Source organism: Mycobacterium triplex (assembly GCF_000689255.1).
Lineage (GTDB): Bacteria > Actinomycetota > Actinomycetes > Mycobacteriales > Mycobacteriaceae > Mycobacterium > Mycobacterium triplex.
On the sequence record NZ_HG964446.1, the window covers coordinates 5,091,863 to 5,110,544 of the forward strand.

Below are 18,682 nucleotides of genomic sequence, written 5' to 3' on the forward strand. Positions count from 1 at the left end.
GTCGTCTGCCCCCGCGATACTGCCTATCCCGCGGCTCATCCCCCACCGGATCCGGCTGTTTCCAAACACCTTTCGCCCGGCGGAGCAGCGCCCTCAGCCCGAATCACGCATTGACCCGCGCGAACGCTTGCACCATCGATCGAAACGCATCCTCGCTCGACTCCTGGTCGATCGGCGGAACGTACGGCGTGTGCAAGACAATGTGCGGCAGCACGCCGTCATAAGCGGTGAGTTGGTCGGCCACCTCGTCGGGAGTGCCGGCGACCGAGAATGCCTGCAACAAAGCATCGGATGCGGCGGTGGCCAGTGCCGCGGGCCCGTCCTCGAGGAGCCGGCGCAACACGTAATCGCGCTCCTCCTGCAGGCCCATGAACTCGACCACCACAGAACTCACCGGGTAGGCGACATAGTTGCCGACGTTGATGCGAGCCCGCCGCAACGCCTCATCGCGATCGCGCGAAACGCTGCAGATCACCAGCGCGGTGACGTCGATGTCCGACGGATCTCGACCGACTTTCGCGGCACCGGCACCGACATTGGGAAGAACGTGCTGTTGGATAAACGACGGTGTGGGCAGGAAGCCGAACACACCGTCGGCCACCTCGCCGGCCAATCGGAGCATCCGGGGCCTCAATCCCGCCAGATAAATCGGTATCTGCGGCCGCACCAGATTGCGGGTGCCCCATGGGTTAAGAGGCGGGCTGGACGCGCGGTAGATTTCGCCCTGAAAGTCGAACGGTTCATCCGTCTCGAAGTGTCGCCAAAGTTGGCGCACCACATGGACGTATTCACGAATCCGCTTGAGCGGCCGGTCGATATCGGTGCCGTTGAAGCACTCCATCCAGCCCGCGCCCCCGGTACCAAGACCCAGCAGCGCTCGCCCGCCGGACAGTTCATCGACATCCGCGGCGGCATTCGCCATCTCGTAAGGCGTGCGCGGCGCGGCAGTCGCGATCCCGGTGCCCAACTGAATCCGTGATGTCGCCCGCGCGTTAAGGGCGTGCGTAATAAAGGGGTTTCGATAGAACTCGTAATCCCAGACCGAATCGAAGCCCGCGTCCTCGGCGAGTGCGGCGAATTCGGGGTAGCGCTCGTACGGCTGGTTGAGCATCGGCAGCGATACCCCGACGCGACTGTGGGCGAATAGCGTCATGATTGCGCTCCTCGGATCGACCTCATTGTCCAATCGGGCGCGAACGATCGTTCGCAGCTATACCATAGCTCCTCGGCGGGCAAATCCCTACCCTGCGCGCCGGGGCGATGTGACGAAGGCGAACGCCGAGTCGACCGCAGCCGATGAGCGTCCTGATGCCTGGCTCGGCGTGTTCACTGGGACTTGGCGGGCCTGATTTCGGCAGCCGCGCACAGACTCGGCCGCCGGGATCGGCGGGCGCCGCGGCCGCGACGGAGATGGCGGCCAGTCGTAAAACTGTGACCCGTGGTGCGAAATGTTGCTATCGCGTCCCGCGGGGCCAGCGGGAAGGCCGGCGGCGCGCCAATCTCGAAGTCGCACCGCACATCATGAGAATTCGAAGCGCCGTTCAATTGTGGGCGCATCGCCCCGCCAGTGGCGCTCTGGGCGGTGAATCAGTGGCTGACCAGCGCCGATTCCGGTCGCAACGCGGTGATCGCCGACGTTGAAGGCGGGACTAGCAGCGTCGTGAGCGCTGCGGATTCATGCGTCCGTCAATTCGATCCGTAGAAGGGCGGCGGGTAGACCCCCCTGGCAAGCCACGCGAGCGCTGCGATGCCGTATTCCAACTCGTCACTCGCGTCGTAGTCGGGGTATTGATCCATGTGATCACCTTCCTGCTCCGCCGACACCTCAACCTAACGGACTCGAGTCTATGCCTTCGATCGCACTCAGCGAAAGATCGTTCGCCCCTTCGGGGGCCGTTTTGAGGCGTGGAGCCGGCGTAGTAGCGGTCGGACAGCGGGCTATCCCTTCCCGAGTCGCGCCGTACGACGACCGGGCGGATCTGGTCATCCGGGCAAATGACCGTTCGCCAGTCACCGACAATCCCACCGGCGTGTGGCATATCGTCACGCCGGTCCGCACCGCAGGCGGGCAAGATTTCCCGACGCCGCCTCACCGGTGGCCAGGCGACATGACGCGACATGACGCGACATGACGCGACATGACATTGTCGGACCATCCTTGCCAGCCGGTCAGGCACGGATCTTGCCGCGCAGCAGCGAACAGTGGTTGACTGTTTGGCAAATGCTAATTGCATTGCCGTATTTGGTGTAGCGGTAGACGAATGGGGTTGATGTGAAAGCTTTGTCGATGCGGGTTGTCAGCGCTGTCATCCTCACCGTCGCGCTGTGGAGCATCACGACGACAGCCGGTTCCACCGCTACTGTCAAGGCAGCCCCGAACTTCGAATCCCTTATGGTGCCGTCGGCGGCGATGGGTCGCGACATACCGGTGGCGTTCTTGAGCGGCGGCCCGCATGCGGTTTACCTGCTGGACGCGTTCAACGCCGCACCGGGTGTGAGCAACTGGGTCACGGCCGGAAACGCGATGAATACGCTTGCGGGTAAAGGCATCTCAGTGGTTGCGCCAGCTGACGGGGCCTACAGCATGTATACCGATTGGGACCAGGACCGCAGCAAGCAGTGGGATACGTTCCTGTCCAGTGAGCTGCCCGACTGGCTAGCGGCCAACAGAGGATTGGCTCCCGGCGGGCACGGCGCCGTTGGAGCCGCGCAAGGCGGGTATGCCGCGTTGGCGCTCGCTACGTTTCACCCCGACCGATTTCGCTATGGCGGATCGTTGTCCGGGGTGCTCGCCCCCGAACGGACCGGGGTCAACGGTGCTATCACGAATGTGCTGAAGACTGACGGCGGCGTCGACCCCGTGAACATGTGGGGGGCTCCCCAGTTTGGCCGGTGGCAGTGGCATTCGCCCAATGTGCATGTGATGCGTCTGGTGGACCAGAACACCCGGTTATGGGTGTACAGCCCGGCAGCCGGGAGTCCAAGCGACGGCGGGGCAGTGGGCGCGTACCCGGATATCTGGCAGAGCACCTGCCGCGATTTCTACGCCAGCTATCGTGCTGCCGGCGGCCACAATGGACACTTCGATTTGGGAGCAGGCGGCGGTAACGACTGGGGCACATGGAGCCAGCAGCTGGGCGCTATGTCCAGCGACCTGACCTCGAACATCAGGTAGCCGCGGCAACGTCACCAGGGGCGCTGGCGGGTCAGCACGACACCTTGATTGTGAATCTCGTCGTCGTACGCTCGGGCGAGTCAGGACCGTAACCCACTGCGGTACCGGCAATCTGGTACGTGTTGTCGTTCAGTGCGATGCTGGCGTCACTGGCCGCCAGGCCACGGTTGTAGTCACCGGAAAAGCCGTTGAGATTGCGGATCCGGATAAATTCGACGTTGAGCTTCCCCGCGTTGGACACCATCACCGTTGCGCCCGACTCGTCATTGCCCGCGATGATGGTCCTCAGGTGCCGCTCTGGCGGCGGGCACTGTACGGACTGGATCCTAGGGAGCTCGTTGCCGTCGATGGTGACCTGCGCGGCGCCAGGGGGCAGCGTTCCCGGCGCTTGCTCGGCGAGCGCTTTCGACGAGCAGCCTGCGCTGCCGCCGACCACCAACGCGGCCGCAGCAACCAACGCAACCCTATTCGTCACGGCAATCCCCCTCTTCGCGGATCGTGCCTGAAGTGTATCGGCCCCCGGCGGGTAGCCACAAGCATTTTAGGACGCCAAGGTTCAGAATTTCGGACAGATTTTAATCACGCGTCAATTATGGTTCGATGAGAGATTGGGGCAGATCCCGAACGGGCGCCACATCCGGCAGTGGGCACGTGGCGGAACATGTTTCGATGCCAGCAGACAAGGCGGTCCCACCCGTGGATTTGCCGCATCAACTGTGAAATGATCGCAAGTTATGACGGTCAGCGATCTCGCTCGACACACCGCGGCGCCGCGACCCTTGGCCATGTTTAGTGCCGCTATCGTTGCGCTGGGCATCGCCACCCCCGCGCCGTTAGCAAACGCGGACAACAATCGGCTCAACAACGGGATCGCCCAAAGCGTCTACAGCATCAAACGCCAGGCCGGCTGCACGACCGACTTGAAGAACAACCCGGCGCTCGAGCTGGCGGCGCAGCGCCACGCTGAGGATGTCCTCAACAACCGGGCCCTGGACGGTGACATCGGCTCGGACGGATCGACGGTGCAGGCCCGCGCCCAGGCGGCGGGCTACCGGGGCACGGTGGCCGAAACGGTGGCCATCCTGCCGTCGGTGTCGATCAATGGCATTGACATCCTGGGCAATTGGTATTACCGCCCCGACTACTTCGCGATCATGTCCAATTGCGCCAACACCCAAATCGGCGTGCGATCGGTGAACAGCCCGGACCGCAGCGTGTTAGTCGCTGTCTACGGTCAGCCAGGCTAAGCGCACGCGGTCCATCAGCCGGGCGCAGCTCCCCGAATGAGGAAAGGGCTTATCTGGCCCCGGTGTTGTTTGACCTCGAAATTTCACAGTCGTTAAAAAACGTGCTCTGCGTTACGCTGATCTGATGATTCGGTCATTCGGCGCATTGGTGGCGTCCCTTGCGATTTGGCCTATGGGGCTGTGTTTCGCGGGCTCTTCGGCGGCGTCCCCGCCCGGAGGAAGCGGTCAATGTTCGTTCGTGCTCGAGGGACCGAAAGTGGTCAACAACTCGGGCGTGAATCAAGTGATGGCAACGGTGCACGCCGGAGCGTGCACACTGCACGCCCATACCGAGACCACCGTGTGCCTATCCGTCGTCGGTGATGAGTCGGCCGGGCAGTGCGGTTCGGGATACGACCCGCAGCCCGCGGTGGTCTACTACCCCTACCGGCCCGGGGCGACGTACGTCGTCAAGGGCCTGGGATGCGCGGACATCCTGGAGGGCAGTGACAGCCCGGCCAAGCCCTCGACAGTTTGCCAGGACATCGCGCCGTCACGCGTGACTTTGTAGATCTACACCGGATCGAATCCGGCGATCAACCAGCGTCCATCGATCTTGTCCAGGGTCACTCGCACACTCGACACGGAGTCGGTGGGCGGACTCTTGTCCACGACGGCCGTCTGGTTGACGAAGAGCAAAGCCACCGCGTGATTGGGAGTCGCCGAAACCGATGCCGCAGCGGGCACGGTGGCCGTTGTTGAGATGTGCTGCTTCTTCGCACCGGGAATCACCACATCGTTGATCAACTGGGAGTAGGAATCCTTGAACGCACCCGTCATCCGACTCTTGGCGCCTTCCAAGTCCTTTTCCACGGTGTCGGACTTGTACGACAGCAACGCGATCGTGGAATCCTTTGCGGCCGCCAGTGATTCGATGCGTGCAAGCTGCGTCTCGCGCGCCGACGAGTCCTGCCACTTCAAAAAGCCTGCGGCCCCGGCCAAAACCAGCGCCAGAGCGGGAAGCAACCCGTACACCACCACTTGCGGCCACCTGATGCGGCGTTTGAGCTTTGTCGACTCGGCCTCGTCGACCGTTTCTTCGACGTCAGCATCGTCGGACAATGCGGCCTCGACCTCGGCACTGTCCAAGGCCTCCAAGAGGTCTGGGTCGTCCAAAGTATTGTCCGCCGCGTCGTCGGCTGATTCCTCAGCCGGTTGGGCGGATTCGTCGTCGGCGCTAACGGACTGCGCTTTGTCGCCCGCATCGACGGCAGCTTCCGGACCGCGTCGTCCCACGACGCTGCGCGCACGTGCCCGCAGCCGCCCGATTCGGCGTTTGGGCTCACTCGGTTTGACGGTTTCCGGACTCTGCTCGCCGTCTTCCCGTTTCGGGTTGATGACGTCGGCCTCGCCGAGATCCTCAGCGTCTACCGGGTTCTCGGTGTTTTCGCGATCGCTTTCGACCGGCTCGGTCGCCTTCGCCTTCGCGGAGGCCTGCTTGCGTTGCGCGTCGGTTTGAACCCCCACAGCGGCTGATCCCTCTTCTGGTTTCTCGGATTTCGGCTTGGTCATGGGACAAAGGCGACGTTGGAGATCTTGGTCTCGCTACCGGACTTTTCCACCGTGATTCGCATTCGCCACTGCCGCGGCGCCGGATCTTCCACGCCGAGATTCGTCGTCTTGATGGACACGGCGACCAGGATCTGCGCTTTGTCGCCCGACTCCGACTCCACACCCGCTTCGGTGATTGTTCCCACCGACTTGGACTGCGCCTTCTTGAGCACATCGATGAAAGGCTGCTTGCGCTTGGAGAATTGGTCGTAGAACTGACCCGTTGCCGAGTCCAGAACTCGCTGGACGTCTCCGTCGGCATGCTGCCAATCAATCGTGGTCAGGTTCAGCGCGCACTGCCGTCCGATCTGAAGAAACATCTGGCGCTGCGCTTCTGCCTGATGCGACTGATACGAGCGGAAGCCGAGCCACCCGACGGTGGCCGCCAATGCGACGATGATGGCCGCCCCGGCGATCGCGGCCAACCGCAACGGCGGCATGCGCCGCTTGGCCGGCGCCGCATCGTCCGCACCGGCGTCGTCGTCACTGGCGTCATCCTCGACCGCGGCGTCGTAGTCCTCGGCCTCGTCGACGTCGCCATCGATCTCGTCAGGTTCCGGGGCTGGCATCGACTCGCTGTCCGTTGGGGACGCTGGTGAGCCGTCTTCGGTTGGTTCCGTCGATTCGGATGAGGGTGCTTTCCCCGCTGCCTTGTTCAATTCCCCGTCGGGTGTGTCAGCATTTGCTGCCATGTTCGCTCCTTGCCGGCACCCCCAGCCAGCGTGGGCTGCTTGTACCTTTGCCCGTCCGGACCAACATACTCCCCGGTGGCCGGATCAAATTCGGCTGCCGCGATCGGCGGCGCCTGCCCCAGCGAAGCCGCTGGCGCTGGTCCCTGCGGAGCCGGCGGCCCCCCGGGGAATCCCGGGGGAATCGGCTCCCCCGGATCAAACTGTGGAACACCCTGTCCGGTCAACGTCGCGTTCGGATCGCCCTTCCAGTTGTAGCCGTCGTTGAGCGGAATATACGGCTCGTCGCTTTCGCACTGTTTGACCGTCGCAGCCCGCTTGCCGGGCCGCGTCTCACATGGGTAGTTCCGTGCGCCGCGCACCGCGTTGAAGTGCGAATCCTGCGGTATCCGGCAATACACCAAACCGGGCGGCCGCGGCGGGGTGTCCTCGAACACCGCCGAACGCTGCTGCTGCACCGGGAAGAACCCGGTGGTACACGCGGGCGGCCAGTTCAGGTTCAGGTTGAAATCCAGTTGCAGACCCCGATACGGACTCTTGAGATCCTTGTCGGGAAGCTGGATCGCCTGGGCGTCAGCAACAATCTGCGGCAGCTGGACCAGCAAAGCCTCCAGGTTGTCGCGGTAGGTAAGCCCCACATCGCCGACTTTGTCCAGGTTGGATACCGCACCCGGAAGCGTCGGCTCCACCCGGTCGATCAACTCGCGGATCGTGTCGAATGTCGGTCCGATCTTGCGAAGCCACCCCGAGAAGTTGCTGCCATTTTGATCGGCGGTCTGAATGTCTTTGGTGATGTGAGCCAAGTGCGCGGCCCAGCCCTGAATCGAATCCGCGGAATCGATCTGGCTGTCCAGCAGCGGCTTCGGCTCGTCGATCAGGGTCAGGATCGCGTCCAGGTTCTTGCGGGCATCGGTGGCCAAGGTGGCGCCGCCGCCGATGAATCGGGACAGTTCCGGCCCGAGTCCCCCCACCGCGGTATAGGACTCGTCGACCACCGTCTTGAGATTGCCGCGCGGGATCGCGTTCAGGCCGCGCGTAGCCGCCAACAGCAGCGAGTTGATGTTCGGCGGAATCGTGGTGCGATCCTGCGGGATCACGTCGCCGTTTTTGAGCATCGGCCCCTTGCCGCTGCGCGGCACCAGATCCACGTACTGCTCACCGATCGCCGAGGCGCTGTGCACGCTCGCGGTCAGATCGGCGGGGATCTTGACATCCGAGTCCAGCGACAGCACCGCCTCGACCCCGGAGTCGGACAGCTGCACTTTGGATACCTTGCCGACCTCTACACCCCGGTAGGTGACGTTGCCGGCGCGATACAGCTCCCCGGCCCGCTCCAACTGCACCTTCACCGTGTACCGGCCGATGCCCAAATACACCGCCGGCAAGTGGGCGTAATACAGGCCAACCAGCCCCGCCGAGGCGATGGAAATCACGGAGAAAATCGCCAGGGTGATAATCGTTCGCCGACTCAATCGCATTTTACGGCCCCTGGTTGAACTGGTAGGGCGCAACGAGCGGGTTGCGCGCGGTGTAGGGGCTGGGCATCACCCCGAGGGTGCGGCCCCACTGCAACTCGAGTTCGGTGAGGTTACCTTCCCATCGGGTACCGGTGAAGAATGACGAATCGATGCGGCTCAGCGTCAAGTCGATGATCGCCGTCAAGTTCCCGTAATCACCCCGGATCCATTTGGCCACTGGCGGTTTCGAGAACAGCGGCACCGTGAGGTAGTCCAGGCTGCGGGTCAGCGCGATGCCGGAGTTGGCCAGCGATTTCAACACCGGGCCAAGATCGCCGAGTTCCTTGATCAGGTTTTCCCTGGATTGTTCGAGGACGTCCGAACCGGGATTGCTGGCGCCGCCGAATTGATCGAGGGCCTCGCCAAGTTTGTCCTTCTCGTTATTCAGGACAGCTAACGCATCCGGAATGGTCTTCAGCGCCCTATCGAGAACCGGCTTGTGTTCGGCGAACTGGCCGACCAAGTTGTTGAAGCTGTCCAACGCGCGGATGATGTCATTTTTTTGATCGTCGAGGTAAGCGGTGAACTTATCCAGCTGTCCGATCAGGTTTCTCAGATCTTGTTCACGACCGGTGAACGCGGTGCTCAACGCCCGGGTGATGTCTTGCAGCTGGCCCAAGCCGCCACCGTTGAGCACCAGCGACAGCGCGCCCAACGACTGCTCGGTGGTCGGGTAGCCGCTGGCTGACGACAACGGAATCACGGATCCGTCATGCAACCGGCCCTCCGGCGCGACACCGGGCGGCGGCGCGAGTTCGATATGCAATGTGCCGAGCAGGCTGGTCTGACCGATCGTCGCCGTCGCATTTGCTGGCAGTTTGACGTTGGGTTCGATCTTCATGGTGACCAGCGCATGCCAGCCCTGACGTTCGACTTTGGCCACGTTGCCGATCACCACATTGTTGAGCTCCACTCGGGAGTTCTCTTTGAGATTCTGCACATCCGGCATCTGCGCCTGGATGGTGTAGGACCCCTCCCCTTCCCCCGCCCTGCCGGGCAGCGGAAGCGAGTTTGCGCCGCGGAAGCCCCGCAGCGCACCACAACCCGAAGCCGTGGCGACGGCCAGCATGACGAGGAGCAGCACGCCACAACTGCGCCAGGGGCGCCAGGTGTCCGGCCTCACTGCCCACCTCCAACGTCGCCCATATTTTCCACGACGCTGGGCAACATCATTGAACGCAGGCCGCTGGCCGGATCGACCGGAAGCGGGTTTGCCGGTTTGGCCGGTACATAGGGCGCGTTCGTGTTGATCATCCCGTTGCCGAAGAAGTTGAAAATCTCATTCGCCGGCGGCAGCGGCCCCTCGGGATCCGGCACCTTACGGAACGCCTCCGTGGGCGGCGGCCCCGACGGCGGAATGTAGTCCGGCCGCAACCAGTCCTCGCTGTAGGTGACCTCGTTGGGGCGCGCTGATTCCCCGACGAATGGGTTGAAGCCCAGCGGCAGGAAATTGACCTGACGGTTCTTGATGATGGGAGCCATGTATTGGACGCAGAGCTTGGCCGACTGCTCGGCGCCCAGCCTCGATGCCGCCTGCACCGCCGAACACAAGAACTGCAGCGGATTGGCAAAGTTCTGCAACGCCAGCGCGCCGGTGAATGCGAGTTGTGACGGCTGATAGATGTTCAAAACGTTCTGAAACACGTTGGGCCCCACATGCAGCGCCTGCTTTACGTCGTCGAGACTCTGCACCAATGCATCGGTCAACTCCGCCAGCTTGTCCGACGTGACGCCCAGCGTCTCACGATGCTCATTGAGGAAGTCGATGATCGGGTCGAGGTTGTCGTTGAGCACCTTCATGTACGCGCCAATCTCGTTGTCGGCCAACGCCGCCGACACCGCGTTCAGGTTTTGGTTGAGTTGGCGAAGCAGTCCGCCGCTGTCACGCAGCGCGTGCACCAGTGCCGCCAGGTTCTTGAACGATCCGAACAAATCGCCGCTGTGGTCGGCAAGCGCCGAAACCGCCTGGGACAGATGGATTATCGCCTCTCGGATGTCGGCGCCCTGGCCGCGAAGGTTGCTGGCCGCGGTGTCGATGAATTCGCCCAACGTGCTGACCCCACCGGGTTGGGTGGGTTGTAGGACGTCGGTGAGCTTCTCGAGCTGCGCACGCAGATCGTCCCACTCGACCGGGACGGCGGTACGAGCCAGCGGCAGCACGGTGCCGTTGGTCATCGCGGGGCCGCCCGTGTAGACGGGTGTCAATTGAAGGGCCCGGACTGTCACCAGTGACGGCGACAGCACCACCGCTTTGGCGTCGGCGGGCACTTTGTACTTCGAGTCGTACCAGAACGAGACCTTGACGCGGTCGGGCTGCGGTTCGATCTTCTCGATCTTGCCGACGGCGACGCCGAGGATCACGACGTCGTCGCCGACGAAGATGCCGTTGGCGTTTTCGAAGTATCCGACGACATTGGTGCGGTCGCTCGGCCACCACGCCCAGGTGGCCACCCCGGCGATGAGCGCCAACACCACCGCCGAGGCCAAGATGATTCGCGACTTGCTGGATTTCACTGTTGACCTCCCTGACCCGGTTGCGCGGGACCCGGCCGAGGACCGAAGGATTCAGACGGCGCGAGCACTGGCCCCTGGTTCGGCGGTATTTGGCCGGGCGCAGGCTGCTCGACCGGGCCCACCGAGGCGTTGCCCGGCCCCGGTCCCAGTGCCGGCGGCCCCGGCGGCGGCCCGCCCGGCGCCGGCGCCGGGGGTTCGGGCCGAAGCGGATAACAGCCGGGGGCTCCCGGTCGGCCCGGGACGCTGCACGGCAGGTCACCGGGGTTGCCGGTGATGGCGTCGGGAATGTTCAGGCGCGGGTCGCCGCCCTGACCGGTCCGCGGGTACGGCATCGGCAAGGGTGGCATGGCCGGCTGTCCGGTCTGTGGATCAGTGAGCTGCGAGGGCAGCATGGTCGCGGGATCCAACCCGAGGTCGGAGAAGGCGGAATCGATGAACGGTTGGACGAATTGGCCCGGCAACAGGTTCACCAGGTATGCCTTGAAGAACGGGCCCGAAGCCACGGCTTCGCCCAGCGCGAGCGCGAAGCTGTTCAAACCTTTGAGCGCCTCCTGGATGCGCGCCTTGCGGTTGTTGAGCAGCCCTAGCACCCCGTTGAGTTTCTCCAGCGTGGGTTTCAATGTCGCGTGGTTGTCGTCGATGATTCCCATCAACACCCGGACGATGTTGCTGTTGTCGTTGAAGACCCTGTCCAGGTAGCGGTCCTCGGCTTTGAGCCGAGCCAGCAGCAAATTGGTGTCGCCGACGAGGTTGACTATCTGCTCGCTGCGCTCGCCCAGGACCTTGGTCACTTTTGCGGCGTTGCTCAGCAGATTCCGAAGCTCTCTGTCGCGCTCGTCCAACGTCTGGGCGAACCGGGCCACTCCCTCGGCCGCAGCCTTGACTTGCGGTGGGGTCCCACTGAATTCGTTGGCCACCACGGAGAGCGCGGTCGACAGCTGGTCGGTGTTCAGCTTGGCGACCGTCTTCGACAGGTCGCCCAGCACATCGGGCAGTTGATAGGCCGGCGTGGTGCGCTCCAGCGGTATCGGCCCGGTGAGCGGACGGTCGCCTCGCGGGGTGAGCTCGACGAGCTTGCTACCCAGCAGGGTCTTCAATTTGACCGCGGCCTCGGTGCGGTCGCCGAGGCGTATGTCGCCGGGAATGCGGAACTTGACCAACACCTTGGGTCCGTCCAGGCCGACCCACGACACCCGCCCGACGCGGGCGCCCGAGACTTCCACGATGCTGTTGGTCTCCAACCCGCCGGCCTCAGCGAAGTACGCCGAGTATTCCTTGTCGCCGGTAAGGAAGGTCAACTTGTCGTAATTCAGCGAAATCAATACCGCCAGCGCCACGGCGGCCATACCGATGATTCCGATTTTGTAGGGGTTGCGCTCAGAGAACTGCTTCATCTCGAACAGGCGCCGGTATGCACGGATCATTTCGGTGTGCACCTCCCCGAACGCTGACTGGCCAGCGTGATGTAGGTCGGCTGGCCGTTCTTGCCGTTCACCTTCAATATCGCGTCGCAGAGATAGAACGTGAAGAAGTCGCCGTACAGGCCCTCCCGACCGATGATCCGGTAGTCGTCGGGCAACGTGTTGATCAGGTTGTCGACGAAGTCCTTGTCGGCCATGATGGTTCCGGCGACGCGGCCCCCCTCATCCACCACTGATTTGAGTGGAGCGCGGGCCCCCTCCAAAACGTCGTTACCCGCCTTGAAGAGCCTCGCGGCGCCCTTCAAACCGTTCGCGAGGTCGTTCCTTCGAGCACTGAGCGTTTGGATGAGCGTCGATAGCGAGTCCACCGCCTTGGCGACCTGCTTGTCCTGGTCACCGGCCGACGCGAGCACTGTGTTCAGGTTCGCGATCAGCTCTCCGAATAGCCGGTCGCGATCGGCCAGGGTCCCGGTGACGGACGCAGCCTGACTCAGCACCGATCCGATCGTCGCCCCCTGGCCCTGCAATGCCTGAATCAACTGACCGCTGAGCGCATTCACCTGATCGGGGTCGAGGGAACGGAACAGGGGCCGTAAGCCCCCGATCAACGCGTCCAGATCCAGCGCCGGCTGCGTCCGGCTCAGCGGGATGGTCCCCCCCGGTTCGAGTTTCTTGACGCCCCCCGCACCTTCCTCCAGCGCGAGGAATCTGCCCCCGAAGAGGTCGTCGTACCGGACAACCGCCCTGCTCCCCTCGGTGAGCATCACCGACTTGTCCGCGGAGAATTCAACTCGCACCGTCGAATCGGGCTGCACGGCAATTGCTTTGACCTTACCGACCTCGACGCCGGCGATCCGCACGAAATTGTTTTCGCGAAGCCCCGATATGTTGGCGAACACCGCGTTGTAGTTGTTCGACTCCTCAAAACGGAATTGGCCGAAAACGGCAAGCAGCAAAGCGATGCCCAACGAACATACGGTGGCATAGATGGCAAACCGCACCAGTATGCCTCGGAAGTTCTCGCGCAATGTTCGCCTTTCTCGGACGCGGGTCGGGGTGCGCTAGCGGGGTTTGGCCGGTGTTCCTGGATAGGGCGGCACGAATGGCTCGGAACCAGCCGGCGGTTTGCCCATGCCCGGGTCTCGCGGCCGGCCGGCGGGCGGGGCCGGCGGCAGACCCGGATACAGGGGTGTGCCGTCCGGCGCATACCGCGGCGCACCGTAGGGGGGCGCCCCGGGATAGGGCACGGGGCCCGGCGCCGGGCCGCCCTCGTCCTTCAGGGTCGGCGGCAGGGGTGTGCCCCGGGTGCTGGGCGAATAGACGGCATACCCAGGGAATCCGATGCCCGGATTCGGGCGCACGTCGATGCCTGGCCCGAACCCGGAGTTGGTGATCAGGTATCGCTGCGGGAAGTTCTTCTCGACGTCGGGCAACGAACCGCAGCTCGGCGTTCCGCCGGGACCGCCCTTGATGTCGATGACGGGAAGATTTTCCGGATATCTGTAGGCATCGTCGCCGAAGAGCAGGCCGGCATCGGCGAGGAAGGACCGCCCGTTGAACGTGAAGGCATCGGCGTAGCCGCGATCCATGACGAGCTTGGCGCCGAGGAACGTGCAGGTGAGTTCGGGGTTGTATTTCATCAACAACCGCGTCGTCGGCTCGAGTTCCTTGATCAGATGGATGAGGTTGGCCGTGTTGTTCTCGTCGAACAGTTTGCCACCGCTCTTGCCGAGCCCGGTGAGCGTGACCAGTGCGAAGTCAAGGTCTTCAGATTGCCTGGTGATGACGGCGCTGTCCTGGGCCCCGGCGTCCAGCACGGTCACCAGACTCTGCGCCGCGCCCGCGTAGGTATCGCTGAACCCGCCGAACGCGCGCCAGTCGGCCCGAAGCAACTCGCTGCGGGGATTGACCGCCATCAGCACCTGATTGAAGTCGGTGATGGCCTGGCCGATGGCTTCGCCCTTACCGCGAAACCCTTCCGCCAACGCCGATACCACCGCGTTGATCTTGGCAGGATCGATCTGGTTGAGCACGCTTACCAGATCCTTGAGGACCGAGTTCGATTCGATGCTCACCTTGTTAGTGGTCAGCACGGCCCCCGACTGGAGGCGTTTGCGGCTCGGGTCGGGCGGGGGGCGCAGGTCGACGTATTTGGCGCCGAAGACGGTCGGCGAACTGATCTGGGCTTCGACGTTGGCCGGAATGTACCTGAGCTGGCTGGGATTCAGCTCCAGCCCGAGAGTCGCGCCATTTTTTGGGTCGATCGATGCGACCCGGCCGACTTCCACACCGCGATACTTGACGACCGCATTGACGTCCATCACCAGACCGGCCCGATCGGACACCAGTGTCACGTTGGCATAGTCGACGAAGTCCCTCTTAAAGGCCATCACGCACAACGGAATTGCCGCGACCACCAACGCGACCAGAATCAGCGCATACCAACCCGGATGCACCACACGTGTCTTTTTCATCGCCGTTAACCCGACAGGTGGAAGTCGCCGGACTGCCCGTAGAGAACCAGGGACAGCACGAAGGTAAGCGTGATCGACACACCGATGGACGCCCGCACCGCGCGCCCCACCGCGTCGCCGACACCGGCGGGCCCGCCCGAGGCGGTGTAGCCGTAATACGTGTGGATCAGCATGACGATCACCGCCTGAACGGTGCACTCGAGCCCCGACACCAAGACGTCCCTGGGCAGCAGGAAGGTATTGAAGTAGTGGTCGAAGCCGCCGGCTCCCTGGTGGTAGGTGAGCAGCACGATGCTTCGAGTCGTAAAGACCGATCCGACAAAGGTGATGCAGTACAACGGCGGAACCACGAGCAGGCCACCCAGCACACGGGTGGTCACCAGGTAGGGGATGGAACGGATGCCGATGACCTCCAGCGCGTCGATCTCCTCGCTGATCCGCATCGCGCCAAGTTGCGCGGTCGCACCCGCGCCGATCGTGGCCGCGAGACCGTTGGCAACAATGAGCGGAAGCTGCAGGCGCACATTGGCATACGCGGAGAAGAATCCCGCGATAGCGCCGACGCCGATGCTGCTGGCCTGAATGTAGCCGAAGATGCCGACGATGGCCGCCGCGCTGCCGGTCAACACGGCGAGGATCACAACCTCGCCGCCGATCAGGGCAAGCGCACCTACGCCCAAGCTCATCTCGGAAACGACACGCAATGTTTCCGATTTGTATTTGACAATGGTGCTGCGAATGGCGACGAGGGCTTTGACGTAGAACTCCATTTGCTCACCGAGGCGAGTCCAGCCGCCGGCCCATTCCCGCGCGGTGCGGGCCAGCCGCGGATACCGGGCGCTCACCACGGTCTTTGCCTCGGCGGTCATGTCGCCAACGTCTGTGTCGCGGTGACGACGCTGATGATGATGTTCGCGATCAGCAGCGCCATGAACGTGAACACCACGGTCTCGTTGACCGCGTTTCCGACACCCTGCGGGCCGCCGCCGGCAGACATTCCCTTATAACAGGCGATCAATCCGGCGAGCACCCCGAAAACGGAGGCCTTGACGAAGCTGACCACGACGGTAGGGCCGTTGGTGAGCAACGTGAGGCTCGACGCAAACGCCCCAGGGTTGCCGTTAAGTGCGTAAACCGCGAACATGTAGTCCGCGCTCAGCCCCGCGATGACCACGACGGCATTGATCAGATTGCCGGCGATGAGTAGGGCGGTCACCCGGGGCACCACCAGTCGATGAACCGGATCGATGCCCAGGACCCGCATTGCGTCGATCTCTTCGCGAATGGTTCGGGAACCCAAATCGGCGCACATCGCCGTGGCCGCGGCGCCACTCAGCACGAACACGGTGGTTACCGGGCCGATCTGCGATACCGTCGCCAGCCCCGAGGCCGCGCCGATCACGTCGCCCGCACCGAACGACACGGTCGCGACGCCAAAGAGGAACACGACCATACCGTTGAAGGCAATCGATTGTGCGATCGCCGGGAAGGTCGCGACCCGGGCGATAAACCAGCACTGCTCGATGACCTCGCGCCAGAAGAACGGGGGCCGGAGTGCCTGGACCAACGTGTCCATCGTCAATGCGATAAAGCTGCCAACTTCGCGAACCGGTTTGTTCAGCGGCTTCTTGGCCAGCCCGACCAGAGGGGCATTCGAGACCACTAACAATCCCTCCTGGTTTGCTCGGTGCCGTCCGGACCGGCCGGCGCGAACTCGGCGCGGCAGGACGAAAGCGGGCTTTGTGTCGCCGTCACACAGGCCCGCCGCGCGGTCGCCGGATGGGAAGACGCTCCTGGCGCGATGTCAATCTCCCCCATCCGTATCCATCTCCCTCGTGCGACGTTCCAGGTTCGAGGTGATGCGTGCCGGACCACACTCTGAGTCTGATGTGTGCGGGACCACATTATGCAGCAACCAGTCTCAAGTCAATACTTTTCTGTCCTTGTCGTCTCAAAACACGTGCCAACGGCCTTCGTCGCTGCCGGGCGTCAGTCGACTTCGCCTGGGTTGCTTAGACATTGGCGCGTTTTTCGGGGAATTCCGGACGCCTGCCCGCCCGGGCGCAGCCGCCTCTAAATATAGTGTTGCTTTACCAATATTTTATCGAAATTAAAGACTGGACGAAGCCGTTGCGCGCAGTGTCTCAGCTGCTACTGGCCCCGCCAGCGAGACCAGCGACACGGTGTCCGTGCTGGTCGTTGGCAGTAGACCCAAGGGTCTTCCCGGCACTGGGTTTAGCGCCGCTATACATTCAGATGTCGTGTCGGAAAAGTGATCTCGTGGCTCACCGACACACACGGAACTCACAGGGGAACGCACTGACGCCGCCGGCCGTGGCCCGGCGACCCGGCGGCCAGGACCAGCGGCGCCTCAGTTGCCGACTATTCGCCGTCCGTCTAGCAGCCATCTGGGGAGGGCGCCCCCGGCCGGCTGCGCGAGCATCCGGTTGTGCGAACAGTTGGCCCCGCGGTGCCGGACCCGTAGCACAGGTAGTGACCGACATCGCGTTCGATCAATCGGGGGCCCACCGGCGGCGCCGCCGCGAAAGTAGACACCGGGAAGTCCACTACGCTGACGAGGTGCCATCGCTCACCATCCGCGTCGCGGCCGCACTCACGGCCTGGTGCGTCGCTTTGCTCTTATCGTCGTGCAGCGGCTCGCCGTCAGGCGACCACGCGCAGCCCACCCGGAGCGACGACAAGCCAGTAATCACTGGCGAACCCGCCGCCTTTGGCCCCGCTGACGTCGCTTTCGCGAACGACGCAATCGCGCACGAGCAGCAAGGGATCAGCATGGCGCAGCTCGTCTCCGACCATTCCAACAATCCCGATGTTGTCGCGTTCGCTGCCAAGACCTCCACGGCCCTACAGGTCGACACGCAGGTCTTGAAAGCCTTGCGGGCGCAATGGAAAGAAAGCCAGGACAACCCAACCGGGGCCAGTGGCCAACCGGCCGCGCCGAGCGAGCCGAGCAGTAACGCGACCCTGGCTGGGCTTGCGGCGGTACGGGGTGCCGAGTTCGACACGCTTTGGCTGAATTCGATGATTAGCCTGTACCAGGCAACAATCGACCTCGCGAATCGCGAAGTCGCCAACGGAAAGAACGTAGACGCCACCAGTCTGGCCAAGCAGATTGTCGAGGCACGGCAGGCCGACATCGGTCAGATGCGGCAGCTCCTCGCGGCCTAATTCGTGTGGCACGCAACGCTATTCACGGTGGCTTCACGGCCGATCCAGATCTGCCGAGCACCAAATGGCGCGCCCCAGCTACCACTCGCATATCGATGAGACACTTGGCGTCCACTGTGTCAGGTCTTCCCGTGTCGCTACCGTACATGTACGCTTCGGAGCCATGCGCACCCCCAGCGCGTCCGGAAGAAGCTGATGTGGCCGTCCCGAAGGTGAGCCTCGAGGCCTTGGTCGATGCCGCCGCCGAGATAGCCGGCGCCGACGGCATCGACGCGGTGACGATGCGTCGCCTCGCCGAGCGGTGCGGCGTGGGAGTCATGACGATCTACGGCTACGTCCGCACCAAGGAACAGCTGTTGGCGGTGCTTGCCGACCGCTACCTGGCCGAGATCGAGCTACCGAACACCGACATGCGTTGGCAGGACCAGCTGGTCACGATGTTTTGCTCGGTTCGGGAAGTCATGGTCACGCATCCGACCCTCGTCCCGATCATCGCCAACCAACGTCTCGACACCCGGGCCGCCTACCGAGGCGCCGAGCTGGTGTGTGGCTTACTGCGGGCAACGGGCATGTCCGATCGTGAGGTAACCACGTCATTCGCGACACTCACGTCGTTCATCGTCGGATCGGTGCAGCGCGAACTGGCGGCGATGGACTCCGCGGCGCGGCCAGGCTTGGCCGCTCTTCCCGTCGACGAATTCCCCAATGTGGTCTCGCTCTTCGGTCCCCTGGTCACGGGTGATGCCGGACAAAATTTCCGTGACGGCCTGCAGCTGGTGATCGATGCGATTGACACCCGCGTGCCCAGACGACGGAAATCAAGACAGCCCACTCGCTGAAGGCCCAGAATAGCGAACGTCGAGGAG

At 63.4% G+C, this 18,682-nt stretch carries 17 protein-coding genes and 1 pseudogene; 5 read left to right on the top strand and 13 right to left on the bottom strand.

Annotated features, from left to right (window positions below; genetic code table 11):
* Window positions 1-103: 103 nt before the first annotated feature.
* Together BN973_RS23505 and BN973_RS31815 are read right to left on the bottom strand one after the other, a co-directional pair.
* Window positions 104-1,153: an LLM class flavin-dependent oxidoreductase gene (locus tag BN973_RS23505; protein WP_036471112.1), complete on the bottom strand. Its 1,050-nt coding sequence runs from the start codon at window positions 1,151-1,153 to the stop codon at window positions 104-106.
* 533 nt (window positions 1,154-1,686) lie between these two features.
* Window positions 1,687-1,818 (bottom strand): annotated as a pseudogene (locus BN973_RS31815) (hypothetical protein); the annotation flags it as partial.
* Window positions 1,819-2,287: 469 nt separating this feature from the next.
* Between BN973_RS31815 and BN973_RS23510 the strand changes: the two are divergent.
* Window positions 2,288-3,175 (top strand): alpha/beta hydrolase-fold protein, encoded by an 888-nt coding sequence (locus BN973_RS23510; RefSeq protein ID WP_084163651.1) that lies wholly within the window; start codon window positions 2,288-2,290, stop codon window positions 3,173-3,175.
* 31 nt (window positions 3,176-3,206) lie between these two features.
* Here the strand turns inward: BN973_RS23510 and BN973_RS23515 are convergent, their stop codons facing one another.
* Window positions 3,207-3,632 carry a lipoprotein LpqH gene (locus tag BN973_RS23515; RefSeq protein ID WP_051641456.1) on the bottom strand — a complete coding sequence of 142 codons (426 nt, stop codon included), beginning with the start codon at window positions 3,630-3,632 and terminating at the stop codon, window positions 3,207-3,209.
* A gap of 277 nt (window positions 3,633-3,909) precedes the next feature.
* Between BN973_RS23515 and BN973_RS23520 the strand changes: the two genes are divergently transcribed.
* Together BN973_RS23520 and BN973_RS23525 are read left to right on the top strand one after the other, a co-directional pair.
* A complete protein-coding gene (locus BN973_RS23520; RefSeq protein ID WP_036471114.1) occupies window positions 3,910-4,422 on the top strand; it encodes a CAP domain-containing protein in 513 nt (170 codons plus the stop codon).
* Between the two features lie 238 nt (window positions 4,423-4,660).
* The gene (locus BN973_RS23525) at window positions 4,661-4,972 is read left to right on the top strand and encodes a hypothetical protein (RefSeq protein ID WP_051641457.1); all 312 of its coding nucleotides are present in this window, start codon (window positions 4,661-4,663) and stop codon (window positions 4,970-4,972) included.
* Window positions 4,973-4,974: 2 nt separating this feature from the next.
* Here the strand turns inward: BN973_RS23525 and BN973_RS23530 are convergent, their stop codons facing one another.
* The 10 genes from BN973_RS23530 to BN973_RS23575 form a co-directional block, all read right to left on the bottom strand.
* A complete protein-coding gene (locus BN973_RS23530; RefSeq protein ID WP_232232227.1) occupies window positions 4,975-5,523 on the bottom strand; it encodes a hypothetical protein in 549 nt (182 codons plus the stop codon).
* A 446-nt stretch (window positions 5,524-5,969) separates the two neighbouring features.
* Window positions 5,970-6,581 (bottom strand): mammalian cell entry protein, encoded by a 612-nt coding sequence (locus BN973_RS23535; protein WP_330981746.1) that lies wholly within the window; start codon window positions 6,579-6,581, stop codon window positions 5,970-5,972.
* 86 nt (window positions 6,582-6,667) lie between these two features.
* Window positions 6,668-8,179, bottom strand: a complete 1,512-nt coding sequence (locus BN973_RS23540; RefSeq protein ID WP_036471116.1) for an MCE family protein — start codon at window positions 8,177-8,179, stop codon at window positions 6,668-6,670.
* A 1-nt stretch (window position 8,180) separates the two neighbouring features.
* Window positions 8,181-9,287, bottom strand: a complete 1,107-nt coding sequence (locus BN973_RS23545; RefSeq protein WP_036472965.1) for an MCE family protein — start codon at window positions 9,285-9,287, stop codon at window positions 8,181-8,183.
* Between the two features lie 50 nt (window positions 9,288-9,337).
* A complete protein-coding gene (locus BN973_RS23550; RefSeq protein WP_051641458.1) occupies window positions 9,338-10,732 on the bottom strand; it encodes an MCE family protein in 1,395 nt (464 codons plus the stop codon).
* Entirely contained in the window at window positions 10,729-12,126 is a 1,398-nt protein-coding gene (locus tag BN973_RS23555) for an MCE family protein (RefSeq protein WP_036472967.1), read from the bottom strand. Before BN973_RS23555 ends, BN973_RS23550 begins: the two co-directional genes overlap by 4 nt.
* 26 nt (window positions 12,127-12,152) lie before the next feature.
* Window positions 12,153-13,181, bottom strand: coding sequence for an MCE family protein (locus tag BN973_RS23560; RefSeq protein ID WP_051641459.1), 1,029 nt, complete (start codon window positions 13,179-13,181; stop codon window positions 12,153-12,155).
* A 33-nt stretch (window positions 13,182-13,214) separates the two neighbouring features.
* Entirely contained in the window at window positions 13,215-14,627 is a 1,413-nt protein-coding gene (locus BN973_RS23565; protein WP_036471118.1) for an MCE family protein, read from the bottom strand.
* Window positions 14,628-14,632: 5 nt separating this feature from the next.
* Window positions 14,633-15,496 (bottom strand): ABC transporter permease, encoded by an 864-nt coding sequence (locus tag BN973_RS23570; protein ID WP_036471119.1) that lies wholly within the window; start codon window positions 15,494-15,496, stop codon window positions 14,633-14,635.
* Window positions 15,493-16,290 (bottom strand): MlaE family ABC transporter permease, encoded by a 798-nt coding sequence (locus BN973_RS23575; RefSeq protein ID WP_232232137.1) that lies wholly within the window; start codon window positions 16,288-16,290, stop codon window positions 15,493-15,495. Before BN973_RS23575 ends, BN973_RS23570 begins: the two co-directional genes overlap by 4 nt.
* Window positions 16,291-17,120: 830 nt before the next feature.
* On the opposite strand from BN973_RS23575, the gene BN973_RS23580 reads away from it, so the two are divergent.
* Together BN973_RS23580 and BN973_RS23585 are read left to right on the top strand one after the other, a co-directional pair.
* Window positions 17,121-17,816: a DUF305 domain-containing protein gene (locus BN973_RS23580; protein WP_051641460.1), complete on the top strand. Its 696-nt coding sequence runs from the start codon at window positions 17,121-17,123 to the stop codon at window positions 17,814-17,816.
* Window positions 17,817-18,013: 197 nt separating this feature from the next.
* Window positions 18,014-18,655, top strand: coding sequence for a TetR/AcrR family transcriptional regulator (locus tag BN973_RS23585; protein ID WP_036471120.1), 642 nt, complete (start codon window positions 18,014-18,016; stop codon window positions 18,653-18,655).
* Window positions 18,656-18,682 lie beyond the last annotated feature (27 nt).